Source organism: Amycolatopsis deserti (genome assembly GCF_014653945.1).
GTDB classification, from domain to species: Bacteria; Actinomycetota; Actinomycetes; order Mycobacteriales; family Pseudonocardiaceae; genus Amycolatopsis_E; species Amycolatopsis_E deserti.
This window is the reverse complement of record NZ_BNAU01000010.1, coordinates 238,591-251,709: the sequence shown is the minus strand read 5'-3', so window position 1 is coordinate 251,709 and position 13,119 is coordinate 238,591. Positions and strand designations below refer to the sequence as shown.

At 71.0% G+C, this 13,119-nt stretch carries 11 protein-coding genes; 5 read left to right on the top strand and 6 right to left on the bottom strand.

The window, feature by feature from the left end; genetic code table 11:
• Positions 1-325 precede the first annotated feature (325 nt).
• Positions 326-1,669, bottom strand: coding sequence for a type I glutamate--ammonia ligase (gene glnA, locus IE290_RS33615; protein WP_017987056.1), 1,344 nt, complete (start codon positions 1,667-1,669; stop codon positions 326-328).
• Positions 1,670-1,678: 9 nt separating this feature from the next.
• Positions 1,679-3,031 carry an MFS transporter gene (locus IE290_RS33610; RefSeq protein ID WP_229874864.1) on the bottom strand — a complete coding sequence of 451 codons (1,353 nt, stop codon included), beginning with the start codon at positions 3,029-3,031 and terminating at the stop codon, positions 1,679-1,681.
• Between IE290_RS33610 and IE290_RS33605 the strand changes: the two genes are divergently transcribed.
• Together IE290_RS33605 and IE290_RS33600 are read left to right on the top strand one after the other, a co-directional pair.
• Complete coding sequence (locus IE290_RS33605; protein WP_191248746.1) at positions 3,030-3,980, top strand: GlxA family transcriptional regulator; 951 nt, start codon at positions 3,030-3,032, stop codon at positions 3,978-3,980. The two genes, IE290_RS33610 and IE290_RS33605, sit on opposite strands and share 2 nt — an antisense overlap.
• A 17-nt stretch (positions 3,981-3,997) precedes the next feature.
• Complete coding sequence (locus tag IE290_RS33600; RefSeq protein WP_191248745.1) at positions 3,998-4,690, top strand: LppX_LprAFG lipoprotein; 693 nt, start codon at positions 3,998-4,000, stop codon at positions 4,688-4,690.
• Here IE290_RS33600 and IE290_RS33595 read toward each other — a convergent pair.
• Both IE290_RS33595 and IE290_RS33590 read right to left on the bottom strand, forming a co-directional pair.
• The gene (locus IE290_RS33595; RefSeq protein WP_191248744.1) at positions 4,687-6,240 is read right to left on the bottom strand and encodes an alpha/beta hydrolase; all 1,554 of its coding nucleotides are present in this window, start codon (positions 6,238-6,240) and stop codon (positions 4,687-4,689) included. The genes IE290_RS33600 and IE290_RS33595 overlap by 4 nt on opposite strands.
• Positions 6,241-6,262: 22 nt before the next feature.
• Positions 6,263-7,813: an alpha/beta hydrolase gene (locus IE290_RS33590; protein ID WP_191248770.1), complete on the bottom strand. Its 1,551-nt coding sequence runs from the start codon at positions 7,811-7,813 to the stop codon at positions 6,263-6,265.
• A 156-nt stretch (positions 7,814-7,969) separates the two neighbouring features.
• Here IE290_RS33590 and secA2 point away from each other — a divergent pair, with 156 nt between their 5' ends.
• Both secA2 and IE290_RS33580 read left to right on the top strand, forming a co-directional pair.
• Positions 7,970-10,288, top strand: a complete 2,319-nt coding sequence (secA2, locus tag IE290_RS33585) for an accessory Sec system translocase SecA2 (protein ID WP_191248743.1) — start codon at positions 7,970-7,972, stop codon at positions 10,286-10,288.
• A 154-nt stretch (positions 10,289-10,442) separates the two neighbouring features.
• Positions 10,443-11,111, top strand: a complete 669-nt coding sequence (locus tag IE290_RS33580) for a DinB family protein (RefSeq protein ID WP_191248742.1) — start codon at positions 10,443-10,445, stop codon at positions 11,109-11,111.
• A 260-nt stretch (positions 11,112-11,371) separates the two neighbouring features.
• Here IE290_RS33580 and IE290_RS33575 read toward each other — a convergent pair whose 3' ends face one another.
• Together IE290_RS33575 and IE290_RS33570 are read right to left on the bottom strand one after the other, a co-directional pair.
• Entirely contained in the window at positions 11,372-11,905 is a 534-nt protein-coding gene (locus IE290_RS33575) for a methylated-DNA--[protein]-cysteine S-methyltransferase (protein WP_191248741.1), read from the bottom strand.
• A 9-nt stretch (positions 11,906-11,914) separates the two neighbouring features.
• Positions 11,915-12,322, bottom strand: coding sequence for an SRPBCC family protein (locus IE290_RS33570; RefSeq protein ID WP_191248740.1), 408 nt, complete (start codon positions 12,320-12,322; stop codon positions 11,915-11,917).
• A gap of 71 nt (positions 12,323-12,393) precedes the next feature.
• Between IE290_RS33570 and IE290_RS33565 the strand changes: the two genes are divergently transcribed.
• Complete coding sequence (locus tag IE290_RS33565) at positions 12,394-13,104, top strand: maleate cis-trans isomerase family protein (protein ID WP_191248739.1); 711 nt, start codon at positions 12,394-12,396, stop codon at positions 13,102-13,104.
• Positions 13,105-13,119 lie beyond the last annotated feature (15 nt).

Below are 13,119 nucleotides of genomic sequence, written 5' to 3'. Positions count from 1 at the left end.
GGGTTCTAGCTAATCAACTGGCTTTAGCTCATCAATACACTGTTGAGTTCTCAAACAACACAAAGCTGCTGCTTCTGTAAAGCTTTTCTGGTTGTCGCGGAGGGCGTCAGCAACCCTACCTTTTTATCAGTAGTGGTTGGCGACCCACCCGCGGGCCGACCAAGAACTTTACCCGGTTCGGTTCGCGGTGTCAACACCGCCCGACCCTGGTCCGTCCGCCGGGGCTTTCGGCCCCGTCGTCCCGGTCTCCCTGGCGACGAAGAGAAGATTACATGCCCCGGAACCCCCCTGAAACAGGGGGGTCCCTTAACGGCATTTCCCCTGGTCAGAGCACGGGTAGGAGGGTTTTCAGCTCGTACGGCGTGACCGACCGGCGGTAGGCGTCCCACTCCGCGCGCTTGTTCCGGAGGAAGAAGTCGTAGACGTGCTCGCCGAGCGCGTCGGGCAGCAGCTCCGACTTCTCCATCTCGGCGAGGGCCTCGCCGAGGTTCTGCGGCAGCTGGTCGTACCCGGCCGCGCGGCGCTCGGCGTCGCTCATCGACCAGATGTTGTCCTCGGCCGCCGGCGGCAGCTCGTACCCCTTCTCGATCCCCTTCAGCCCCGCGGCGATCACCACCGAGTACGCCAGGTAGGGGTTGCAGGCCGAGTCGATCGTGCGGATCTCGACCCGCCGCGACGACGCCTTGCCCGGCGAGTAGTTCGGCACCCGCACCAGCGCGGACCGGTTCGCCCGGCCCCAAGACACCGTGGTCGGCGCCTCTCCCCCGCTGATCAGCCGCTTGTACGAGTTCACCCACTGGTTGGTCACCGCGGAGATCTCCCGCGCGTGGTGCAGCAGGCCGGCCACGAAGGCCTTGCCCGTCTCGGACAACTCGTACGGGTCCTCGGGGTTGTGGAACGCGTTGCGGTCACCCTCGAACAACGACACGTGCGTGTGCATCCCCGAACCGGGTTGCTCGGTGAACGGCTTGGGCATGAACGTCGCGCGCACCCCCTGGGTCAGCGCGACCTCCTTCACCACGTACCGGAACGTCATGACGTTGTCGGCCATGGTCAGCGCGTCGGCGTAGCGCAGGTCGATCTCCTGCTGCCCCGGCGCGCCCTCGTGGTGGCTGAACTCAACCGAGATGCCCATCGCCTCCAGCGCCTCGATGGCGTGGCGGCGGAAGTGCGTCGCGGTGGCGTGGCTGGCCTGGTCGAAGTACCCGCCGTTGTCCGCCGGCTCGGGTTCGCTGCCGTCCGAGGGCAGCGAGGAGAGCAGGAAGAACTCGATCTCCGGGTGCACGTAACAGGTGAACCCGGCCTCGCCGGCCTTGGACAGCTGGCGCCTCAGCACGTGCCGCGGGTCGGCCCAGGAGGGCGACCCGTCGGGCATCGCGATGTCGCAGAACATCCGCGCCGAGTAGTGCCCGCCCTCCGGTGTCTCCCAGGGCAGCACCTGGAACGTCGACGGGTCGGGCTTCGCGACCATGTCCGATTCGTAGACGCGCGCGAAGCCTTCGATGGCCGATCCGTCGAACCCGATCCCGTCGCTGAAGGCGCCCTCGAGCTCGGCGGGGGCGACCGCCACCGACTTCAGGAAACCGAGGACGTCGGTGAACCACAGACGAACGAACCGGATGTCACGTTCTTCCAGCGTGCGCAGCACGAACTCCTGCTGGCGATCCATGGCCGCACCCTACGCATGGTGTGTTAACGGCATGTTTCCTGGTTCCCGAGTTGCCCTGACGGAGGGAATGACCAGCGACATCACCGCTGCCAGCGCGCACAACCCGCCTGAGGTGTACCACGCGAGGTCGTAACTTCCGGCATGGTCGTGGATGAGCCCGGCACCCGTCGCGGCGATCGACGCGCCGATCTGGTGCGAGGCGAAGACCCAGCCGAACACGATGGGACCGCTCAGGCCGAAGTGCTCGCGGGCCAGCGCCACCGTCGGCGGCACCGTGGCCACCCAGTCCAAGCCGTAGAAGATGATGAACGCCCACATCGGCGGCTCGGTGGTGGGCGCGAACAGGTGCGGCAGCACGATGAGCGACGCACCGCGCAGGAAGTAGTACACGCCGAGCAGGATCCGCGGGTTGACGCGGTCGGTGAGCCAGCCGGAGACGATCGTGCCGGCCACGTCGAAGATGCCGACCAGCGCGAGTAGTGAGGCCGCGGTGGTCGGCGGCATGCCGTGCTCGTGCGCCGCGGGCACGAAGTGGGTCTGGATCAGGCCGTTGGTGGACGCCCCGCAGATCGCGAACCCGCCCGCGAGCAGCCAGAACGCGCGGGTCTTCGCCGCCTGTCCCAGCACCTGCAGCGCGCGCCGGGCCGCTCCCGTCGACGACGGCGGCTCCTCCGCCTCGGTGGCGCCGTACGCGGTCAGCCCGATCTCGCTCGGGTGGTCACGCAGGAAGATCAGGATGATCGGGACGACCGCGAGCGCGGCGAAGGAGACCACCAGGGACGCGGTGCGCCAGCCGTCGTTCGTGGCGATCGCGGCGAGCAGGGGCAGGAACACCAGCTGACCGGCCGCGCCCGCCGCGGTCAGGATGCCGCTGACCAGCCCGCGGTGGCGGACGAACCAGCGCGAGGTCACGGTCGCGACGAACGCCAGCGCCATCGACCCGGTGCCCAGCCCGACCAGCACGCCCCAGCACAGCAGCAGCTGCCAGCTCGCGGTCATGAACACCGTCAGCCCGCTGCCCGCCGCGACCAGCACCAGCGCGCCGGTCACGACCTTGCGCATGCCGAGCCGCTCCATCAGGGCCGCGGCGAACGGCGCGGTCAGGCCGTAGAGCAGGAGGTTGATCGACACGGCGGCCGAGATGGTGGCCGTCGACCAGCCGAACTCCTCCTGCAGCGGGTCGATCAGCACACCGGGGGTGGCGCGGAAGCCGGCCGCGCCGACCAGCGCGACGAAGGCCGCGAAGGCGACGAACCAGGCCGGGTGGATGCGCGACTTCGTTCTTGTCACCGGGACAGCCTCGCCGATCACGTTCGCGGAAACGAGTGGCCGGAGCGCCAATATGTGCAAGAATCCGGCCATGCATCGGGTGGTGGTCCTCGCGGTCTCCGAGGTGGTCGGGTACGACCTGAACATCGCGCCGCTCGTCTTCGGCACCGCGCGCCAGGACGGCGAACCGCTCTACGACGTGCGGGTCTGCGGGGTCGACGACCGGCCGGTGCGGGTCAGCCACGGCTACGACGCGCACCTCGACCACGGCCCGGAAGCCCTCGAGGACGCCGACACCGTCGTCATCCCCGGCACCCGCGTGCACGGGCCGCGACACGAGGGCGTCCTGCCGCCCGACTTGGCCGCGGCGCTGGACCGGATCCCGTCGTCGGCGCGGCTGGTGTCGATCTGCACCGGCGCGTTCGTGCTGGCCGCCGCCGGTCTGCTCGACGGCCGCCGCGCGACCACGCACTGGGCGCACGCGGCCCGCTTCCGGCACCTCTACCCGCGGGTCGACCTGGACGAGAACGTGTTGTTCGTGGACGACGGCGACGTCCTGACCTCGGCCGGGCTCGCCGCCGGCGTGGACCTGTGCCTGCACCTCGTGCGGTCCGATCACGGCAGCGCGGTCGCCAACCACGTCGCCCGGTACTGCGTCGTGGCACCGTGGCGGGACGGCGGGCAGTCGCAGTTCATCGAGCAGCCGCTGCCCGGCGACGACGGCAGCACCGCCGCGACGCGCGCGTGGGCGCTGGAACGGCTCAGCGAACCGCTCGACCTGGCGGCGCTCGCGAAGCACGCGGGCATGAGCGTGCGCACCTTCAGCCGCCGCTTCCGCGCGGAGACCGGGCAGTCGCCGCGGGTCTGGCTGAACCAGCAGCGCGTGCTGCACGCCCGTCACCTGCTCGAGACCACGGACCTGCCCGTCGAGCGGGTCGCGGCCGAGGCCGGGCTCGGCACCGCGGCTTCGCTGCGGCAGCACCTCAACGCCGCGATCGGCGTCGCACCGCTGGCATACCGGCGCACCTTCGCCCGGCGCTGATCGCTACCGTTGGACGCATGCTCCGCCGACGCACCGCCGGTGTCCTCGCGCTGGTTCTGGCACTGTCCAGCGCCTGCTCGGCCGCTCCCGAGGAACCGCTGCCCGACGGGCGTGCGCTCGTGGACGCCGCCGAGACGAGCCTGAACGGGATCCGCAGCGTGCGCTTCGACTTCAGCGTCAGCTCGACCATCCCGGGCCTGGACATCCGCGAGGTCAAGGGGCAGGCGAGCAGGGACGGCGGGCCGCACGGCACCGCGATCGGGCAGGCGGACGTGCAGGCCTCGGCCGACCGGTTCGAGCTGGACTACGTGCTCGTCGGCGAGACGCTGTTCCTCACCGACACCAAGGGGCAGCAGCGGCAGGTCCCGGTGCCCGCCGACTACAACCCGATGACGCTGCTCGATCCGGAGCGCGGGCTGCCCAGGCTGATGTCCGACGCGACGGCGCTGAAGACGGAGACCAAGGAGAACGTCCTGGGCGTGGAGGCCTACCGGGTCACCGGTGAGCTGGCGCGGGACGTCATCACCAGCGTGATCCCCGGCATCCAGGCCGACGTGGACATCAAGTTCTGGGTCACCAAGGCCGAGCCGCGCAACCTGGTGCGCGTGTGGATCCAGGTGCCGCCGCGGCAGCCGAACGAGGGCGCGATCCAGCTGGAGCTGGCGTTGTCCGACCAGAACGTGCCCGTGGGGACCAGCACCGGCGGTTAGGCCTGGCAGCGGGTACCCGGGGCGGGCTGGCTGTTGTCGACCAGGTAGTCCAGGCCGGCCACGTCCACGCACATGTTGCCGTGCAGGAACGCGGTGTGCTGGGTGCCGTCGACGGTGAGCAGGCCGCCGCGGAATACGTTCGCGAGGTTGACCCCCGCCTGGTACGGGGTGACCGGGTCGTTGGTCGTCGAGATGACCAGTGGTGGGGCGGCGGAGGTGACGGTCGGCCGGTGCGGCTGGGACGTGCTCGGCACCGGCCAGGACGCGCAGATGTCGAGTTCGCCCTGGTCGGGTCGGCCCCAGCCGAGGAACGGCGCGGAGTCGATCATCCGCTGCCGGTCTGCCGGCGGGTCGCTCGCGCGCGGGTTGTCCACGCAGCGCACCGCGTAGTACGCGTCCTGCAGCGTCGAGTACTTCCCGTCCGCGGCGCGCTCGTAGTAGGCATCGGCGAGCCGGAGCAGCACCGAGCCGTCGCCGCCCCGCAGCAGCCCGAGTCCGGTGTTGAGGAACGGCCACGAGTGGCTCGAGTACATCGCCTCGACGACGCCGGTGATGGCGTCCCGGTAGGACAGCAGCCGGCCGTCGCCGGTCTTCGCGGGGGCGGTGACCAGCGGCTGGACCAGGTTCTGGAACTCCGCCATCGCCTTCGCCGGGTCGCGGCCCAGCGCACAGCCGTCACGTCGCGCGCACTCGGTGGCGAACTGCCCGAACGCCCTCGCGAACCCCGCGCCCTGCGCGACCAGCGAGTCCGGGTCGTTCTCCGCCGGGTCGATCGCGCCGTCCAGCAGCAGCGCACGCACCCGCTCCGGGAAGGCCTCGGCGTAGCTGTAGCCGATCTGGGTGCCGTAGGAGTAGCCGAGGTAGCTCAGCTTCGCGTCGCCCAGCGCGGCCCGCAGGACGTCGAGGTCCCTGACCACGTCCCGCGTGCCCATGTTCGCCAGCATCGCGGTGCCGTGCTCGGTGCGCTGGGCGCATTTCGCGGCGAAGTCGCGGGCCTCGCCGGTCCACGCGGCCTCCGACGCGCCCGCGTTGCTCGCCCGCTCGGCGTCGCGTTCGGCGTCGGTCAGGCACTGCACGCGCGGCCGGCTGGCGCCCACCCCGCGCGGGTCGAAGCCGACGAAGTCGAACCGCACGCCGATGGCGTTGTTGGACACCGTCGGCACCAGCCGCGCGGCCGCCTCCATGCCGGATCCGCCCGGCCCGCCCGGGTTCATGACCAGCGAGCCGATCCGGTTGGCCGGGTCGAGTGCCTTGTGCCGCAGCACACCGATCGTGATCGTCTCGCCGCGCGGGTTCGCGTAGTCCAGCGGGACGGTCAGCCTGGCGCACTCGACGCCCGGCGTGCCGAACGCGTCCCGGCTCGGCTGGCTCGTCGCGTACGCGGCGCAGTCGCCCCACGCGAGCTTCTGGTCGTAGAAGCGGTCGAGCGCGTGGGTGTCCGCCACCGGCGAGGGCGACGGCGGCGGTGCGGTGGCCTGCGTGGTGCACGCGGTCAGCGCGCCGGCCAGCAGGCCCGCGGTGATCAGCGTCCGGCAGCGGGAGAAACGCATCTCCCACATCGTGCCAGTCCGGTCACTGAGAGGTACAGCGCGTGCCCTCCGCCGGCAGCGTCCCGTTGATCAGGTAGTCGCTGCCGATGTCGTCCACGCACGAGACTCCCTGCAGGAAGACGGTGTGCTGGGTGCCCTCGAACGTCAGCAGTGCGCCCTTCATCGCCTTCGCGAGGTTCACCCCCGCCTGGTAGGGAGTGGCCGGATCGTTGGTGGTCGAGATCACCAGGACCGGAGGTACGCCGGCGACGTTCGGCTCGTGCGGCTGCGAGGTGTTGGGCACCGGCCAGTACGCGCACGGGTCCAGCGCCGCGCCGTTCGGCCTGCCGTCGTCGAGGAAGGGGGCCACCTGGTCGTAGCGGTTCTCCGCCTCGAGGATCTCGGCGCGGTCGGTCACCGGCGGGTCGTCGACGCAGCGGATCGCGGTGAAGGCGTCCTGCGTGGTGGCGTAGCGGCCGCTGCTGTCGCGCTCGTTGTACTGGTCGGCCAGCGCCATCAACGTGGTGCCCTGGCCGCTCTTCAGCTCGTTGAGCCCGGAGTTCAGCGGCGTCCACAGCTGCTGCGAGTACAGCGCCTGGATCGCGCCCAGCGTGGCGTCGTCGTAGCTGAGGACCCGGCCGTCGCGCAGGCGCACCGGGTTGTCGATCAGCGGTCGCACCAGGTTCTGGAAGGCCTGCGTGGCGGCCGCCGGGTTCGTCCCGAGTGCGCAGTCGCGGCGGGCGGCGCACCACTTGGCGAAGTCGTTGAACGCGACGCCGAAGCCCTGCCCCTGCGCGACCAGCGACTCGACCTCGTCCTGGCTCGGGTCCAGCGCGCCGTCCAGCACCATCGCGCGGACGTTCCGCGGGAACGTCTCGGCGTAGGTGTAGCCGATCCGGGTGCCGTAGGAATAGCCCAGATAGGTCAGCTTCTCCTCGCCCAGCGCCGACCGCAGGACGTCCATGTCCTTGACGACGTCCCGGGTGCCCAGGTTCGCGAGCATCGCGGTGCCGAACTTGGTGCGCTCGGCGCACTTGTCGGCGAACTCCTTCGACTCGGCGTCCTGGCGGGCCACCCCGGCCGGCGAACCGTCGGCCTCCAGGTCCTCGGCGCGCTGCTCGTCGCGCTCGGCGTCGGTCAGGCAGGTGACGTCGGGTTCGCTGGCGCCGATCCCGCGCGGGTCGAAACCGACGAGGTCGAAGCGCTTGCCGAGGTCGGTGTTCGCGACCTGCTGCGAGAGCCCCGCGGCGGCGTACATGCCGGAGGCGCCGGGGCCGCCCGGGTTGAGCACGAGCGAGCCGACGCGGTTGCCCGTCGCCTTGTGCCGGAGCACGCCGATGGTGATCGTGTCGCCGCCCGGCTTGCTGTAGTCCAGCGGCACGGTCAGCCGGGCGCACTGGAGATCCTTCCTGCCGAAGGCGGACCTGATGTCGGCGGAAGTCGCGTAAGGTGCGCAGTCGCCCCAGGTCAACGGCTGTGCGTAGAACCTGTCCAGCCCCGCGGGCACCACGCCGGCCGGCCCCGCCGACTCGGTGGTCGCCGTCGGCGCCGGAGCAGGCGCCGGCTCCGGCGAGGTGCAGGCCGCGACCGGCACCAGCAGGCAGGCGCCGAGGACGGCGGCTCGGATGGACCGGGACCTGGCTCGCTGAAGGAGGCGCACGTCGTGATCGTGCCATCCTGAGTGGGAACACAGGTGCACCGCCACCTCGTTGGCTGGTGGGTTGCGCGCGAGAAGGACAGGAGACCACGGGTGCCAGCACTGATCAGCCGAATGGGCAAGCGGCTTCGCAAGCTCATCGAGCGGCCGGGCAGCGTCGAGCTGACCAAGTACGAGGCACTGCTGCCGGACATCGAGGCGCTCGAGCCCGAGCTGGAGGCGCTGAGCGACGCCGAACTGACCGAGCGCGCCGGCAAGCTCCGCCTGGAGGCCGAGCTCGGCGACCCGCAGCTGGTGGAGCTGTGCGCGCTGGGCCGTGAGGCGGCGCGGCGGGCCCTCGACGAGCGCGCGTTCGACGTGCAGCTGCTCGGCACGATGGGTCTGCTGTCCGGGCATGTGGTGCAGATGCAGACCGGTGAGGGCAAGACGCTGGCCGGCGCGCTGGCCGCGGCGGGGTACGCGCTGCAGGGCAAGCGGGTGCACGTCATCTCCGTCAACGACTACCTGGCGCGCCGCGACGGCGAGTGGATGAAGCCGGTGTACGACCTGCTCGGCGTCACCGTCGGGTGGGTCGACGGCAGCCTCACCCGCGAGGAGCGCCGTGCGGCCTACGAGGCCGAGGTCACCTACGGCGCGGTCAGCGAGATCGGGTTCGACATGCTGCGCGACCGGCTCGTCACGCGCGCCGAGGACGTCGTCCAGCCCGACCCGGAGGTCGCGATCGTCGACGAGGCCGACTCGGTGCTGGTCGACGAGGCCCGGGTCCCGCTGGTGATGGCCGGTTCGGTGGACCAGGCGATCGCCGACACCGAGGTCGCCAACGTGGTCCGGCGGCTGCGGCTGGGCCTGCACTACGAAACCGACACCGACGGCCGCAACGCGTGGCTGACCACGGCCGGCGCGTCGGTCGTGGAGAAGGCCCTCGGCGGCGTCGACCTCTACAGCGAGTCCGGCTCCGAGCGGCTGGCGGCGGTCAACGTCGCCCTGCACGCGCACGCGCTGCTCACCCGCGACGTCGACTACCTGGTGCGCGACGGCAAGGTCGAGCTGATCAACGCCTCCCGCGGCCGGGTCGCCGAGCTGCAGCGCTGGCCGGACGGCCTGCAGGCCGCGGTCGAGGCGAAGGAGCAGGTCGCGCCCACCGACCGCGGCGAGATCCTGGACTCGATCACCGTGCAGGCCCTCATCGCGCGGTATCCGCAGGTCGCGGGCATGACCGGGACCGCGGTCGCGGTGGCCGAGCAGCTGCGCGAGTTCTACCAGCTCGAGGTGGCGGTCATCCCGCCGAACAAGCCGAACATCCGCGAGGACCTCGACGACCGGATCTTCGCCTCGCCGTCGCACAAGCTGCGGGCGATCGTGAAGGAGATCCGCGAGGTGCACGAGACCGGGCGACCGATCCTGGTCGGCACCCAGGACGTCGCCGAGTCCGAGGAGCTCGCCGAGAAGCTCGCGAAGGCGGACCTGCCGTGCGTGGTGCTCAACGCGCGCAACGACGCCGAGGAAGCCGCGATCATCGCCGAGGCGGGCAAGTACGGCGCGATCACCGTGTCCACCCAGATGGCTGGGCGCGGCACCGACATCCGGCTGGGCGGCGCGGACGGCAAGGACCGCGAACGCGTCGCCGAGCTGGGCGGTCTGCACGTCATCGGCACCGCGCGGTACCCGTCGAGCCGGCTGGACGGTCAGCTGCGTGGCCGCTCCGGCCGTCAGGGCGACCCGGGCAGCGCGGTGTTCTTCGCGAGCCTGAACGACGAGCTGGTCACCTCGAACGCGCCGGACGTGCCGGACGGCATCACCGCCGACGACTCGGGCGAGATCACCGACCCGGCGGCCAAGCGGCACATCGACCACGCGCAGCGCGTCGCCGAGGGCGTGGACCTGGAGATCCACCGCAACACCTGGCGCTACACGCGGTTGATCGAGCACCAGCGGCGCGAGCTGCTGGAGTACCGCGACAAGCTGCTGCGCACCGACGCGGCCGCGGAGGCGCTGGCGGACCAGAAGCGCTACGACGAGCTGGTCGAGAAGGCCGGCGAGGAGAAGGCGAAGCAGGTCTGCCGCGAGATCATGCTGTACCACCTGGACCAGCTGTGGTCGGACCACCTCGCGTTCCTCACCGACGTGCGGGAGAGCATCCACCTGCGTGCGCTGGCGCGGGAGACGCCACTGGACGAGTTCCACCGGATCGCGATCCCGGAGTTCCGCAAGATCGTGCCGGCGATCCAGGAGCGGTCCGCCGAGACGCTCGCGGACGCGGAGATCGGCGAGGACGGCATCGACCTCGCGGCTTCCGGCGTGCGGCGGGCCAGCTCGACGTGGACGTACCTGGTGCACGACGCGCCGTTCGACGCCGGGTTCGAGGAGACGCTGCGTCAGGTGCGGAGCCTGTTGCGGCGCAAGAAGAACTGAGTGACCGTCCAATTCGGAGGATGCGTTTCGACCGATCGGGTGATTCACGGCTGACCACCAAGTGCTGCCGGCGCAAAGGGGAGTTCTGAGGCCGGAAACTGTCGGACCCGGGTGCCATCATCCCTCCATGCCCCTCCTGGAAGGAACTGTTGTCATGGCTGGGAATGTCCGACCGGTGGCCGACGAGCGCGACGGCCTGCTCGCCTTTCTCGCGCAGCAGCGGTATGTCCTGCGGCTGGCGGCGCGTGGTCTGAGCGATGAGCAGGCGCGGCTGACGCCCACGCGGAGCGCGCTGAGCGTCGGCGGGTTGATCAAGCACGTGACGAGCACCGAGCGGAGATGGATGGCGGCGGTGTTGCGGCGGGAAAAACCGTTGCTGCCACCGGAAACTTGTGGTTCGGCCGGGCGCTTGGCGGACTTCGCGGCTGCGGTGTCACCACGAGAAGAGCTTTCGCTGCCACCGGAGGGGCCGGGTTCAGCGCAGCACTTGGCGGATTTCCGGCTCGGCGAGCGGGAAACGCTGTCCGGAGTGCTCGCCGCGTACGACTCGGCGGCGCGGGAGACCGAGGAGATCATCGGCGGGATCGAGGACCTCGGGCAGCAGGTGCCGGCGCCGCAGGGGATGCCGTGGTCCCCGGACGACGGCGGCGCGTGGTCGGTGCGGTGGGTGCTGCTGCACCTGATCCAGGAGACGGCGCGGCACGCGGGGCACGCGGACATCCTCCGAGAGCACATCGACGGCGCGACGGCCGTGCCACTGATGGCCGCGGCCGAGGGGTGGCCTTCCAGACCCTGGCTAGCCCCGTGGCAACCGAGCGGTTGACGGCGCCAGTGCCCGGTCGCTGCCGTGAGGCGATGTCCTTCTCAGGCCGGCCGCTCCCTTGCGCAGAGCAGCCGCCCTGACCACAACCGGCACCTACTGCGGCGCGCCACTTCGCGGCGCCGCGCCCCGGCGGATGGGTGTCTCCCCCGCGCGGTAAGCCCGTTCGCCACCCCACCCCCACATCCGCCCGCGCGCCAACTTCAGAGGAGGCTTCCCCGGGCACCAGCGACTGCACCCACCTTCGGGCGCGCTCCCCGCCGTCAGAACAGCGTCGGCTGGACGTCGGCGCCTTCGATGATGAGCATCCGCCGCTTGGTCTCCACACCACCACGCGCCGAAAAGCCGCCCATCCGCCGCCCCGCGGCCAGCACCCGGTGGCACGGCACCACGATCGGGAACGGGTTGTGTCCCAGGGCCTGCCCGACGGCCTGCGCCGACCCCGGCATGCCGAGCCGGTGGGCGATGTCGCCGTAGGTGAGGGTTCGTCCGGGCAGGATGGTCCGCGCGATCTCGTACACGCGGCGGTTGAACTCCGGCACGCCCTGGTAGTCGAGGACGATGCTCAGCAGGTCACGGCGTTCGCCGCGCAGGAGAGCGGTGATGTCGTCGATCGCGGCCTGGATCTCCTCCGGCGGTGTCGATTCGGTGGCGTCGGGGAAGTCGGCCCGCAGGTGGGCGCGCGTGGTGGCGGGGGCGCCGTCGGGCAGGCGGACGCCGGTCACACCGTGCTCGCCCCAGGCGATGCCGCAGTGGCCGATCGCGGTGTCGAAGAGCGCGTAACCGAGTGCTGTCATGGTGTCCCCTCAGGCCGGCAGGGCCTGTGCCTCCAGCGTCTGCTTGATGACTGCGGTGCCCTGTTCCATCAAAGCACCGGTGCGCTCGGCCAGCGTGCCGGGGAGGAGGTCCGCGACCCAAACGAACCGGGTGCGACCCGGGCCGTCGGCGAACACCTGCGCGGCGCCGTTGTGGTGGGTGTAGGGCCCGCCGACGACGGACCAGACGAGCCGGTGCGCGTCGTCGTCGAGGTCGACGAGCACCTCGCGCACGACCGTGCCGTCGAAGAAGGTGACGATCCGGTCGGTGCCGTCGAGGCGCGTGCCCGTGACGAAGCCGGGGGCGAGGCGTTCGTGCAGCGCACCCCAATCCCGTAGGGCCGCCCAGGCCGTGTCGAGAGGAGTGTCGATCAGGGTTTCCGTACGTATCGAAGCCATGCGGTCAGCCTGCCGCGCCGCGTGGCCGGGGTCTTGAAGATTCTTGCGCTGCCGCGCGGGTATCCGGCGCCATGGGCACCGTGCGGGTCGGCGTGGTCGCGTCGTTCGACTTCACCCGGGACGACGAGATCCGCCGCTGGCTGCCCGAAGGGGTCGAGCTGGCAGTGCGCCGGACCGCCGAGTCCCCGGCCGACGACAACCTGACGATGGTGTCCGCCCTGGCCGACCCCGCGTACCTCACCGCCCCGGTGCGGGCCCTGTGCGGCACAGGCGTGGCGGCGATCGCCTACGCCTGCACGGCCTGCAGCTTCGTGGGCGGCGAGGCGGGCGAACGCGCCCTGCGGAACGCCATGGAATCGTGCGGCGCGCCGCGGGCGCTGACCACGTCCGGCGCGGTGGTCGATGCTCTGCGGAGCGTCGGCGCACGACGTCTGGCGGTCGTGCACCCGTACGCGCCCGCGGTCGGTCGGCGTCTGCACGCGTACCTGACCACGCACGGCTTCGAGATCACCAGGATCACCGGTTTCGCCCTGACGGTGGACGAGGTCCCCGACGTCCAGCCCGACGAGGTGACCGACCTGATCCGCGAGGGAGACACCCCCACGGCCGACGCGGTGTTCGTCAGCTGCACCGGCCTGCCCACCTACGAGGTCATCGCTCCGCTGGAAAAGGAGCTGGGCAAGCCCGTGGTGACCGCCAACCAGGCGACGATGTGGGCGCTGCTCCGTGCGGTGGGTGCGCAGGCACTCGGGCCGGGGCAGCACCTGCTCGCGAACAGGTGAGCTCCACGCGGGAGA

Excerpts from the sequence above, each read along its gene's own strand:
- glnA (WP_017987056.1), bottom strand. The coding sequence starts at position 1,669 with ATGGATCGCCAGCAGGAGTTCGTGCTGCGCACGCTGGAAGAACGTGAC.
- IE290_RS33605 (WP_191248746.1), top strand. The coding sequence starts at position 3,030 with ATGCATCGGGTGGTGGTCCTCGCGGTCTCCGAGGTGGTCGGGTACGAC.
- IE290_RS33610 (WP_229874864.1), bottom strand. The coding sequence starts at position 3,031 with ATGGCCGGATTCTTGCACATATTGGCGCTCCGGCCACTCGTTTCCGCG.
- IE290_RS33600 (WP_191248745.1), top strand. The coding sequence starts at position 3,998 with ATGCTCCGCCGACGCACCGCCGGTGTCCTCGCGCTGGTTCTGGCACTG.
- IE290_RS33595 (WP_191248744.1), bottom strand. The coding sequence starts at position 6,240 with ATGCGTTTCTCCCGCTGCCGGACGCTGATCACCGCGGGCCTGCTGGCC.
- IE290_RS33580 (WP_191248742.1), top strand. The coding sequence starts at position 10,443 with ATGGCTGGGAATGTCCGACCGGTGGCCGACGAGCGCGACGGCCTGCTC.
- IE290_RS33575 (WP_191248741.1), bottom strand. The coding sequence starts at position 11,905 with ATGACAGCACTCGGTTACGCGCTCTTCGACACCGCGATCGGCCACTGC.
- IE290_RS33570 (WP_191248740.1), bottom strand. The coding sequence starts at position 12,322 with ATGGCTTCGATACGTACGGAAACCCTGATCGACACTCCTCTCGACACG.
- IE290_RS33565 (WP_191248739.1), top strand. The coding sequence starts at position 12,394 with ATGGGCACCGTGCGGGTCGGCGTGGTCGCGTCGTTCGACTTCACCCGG.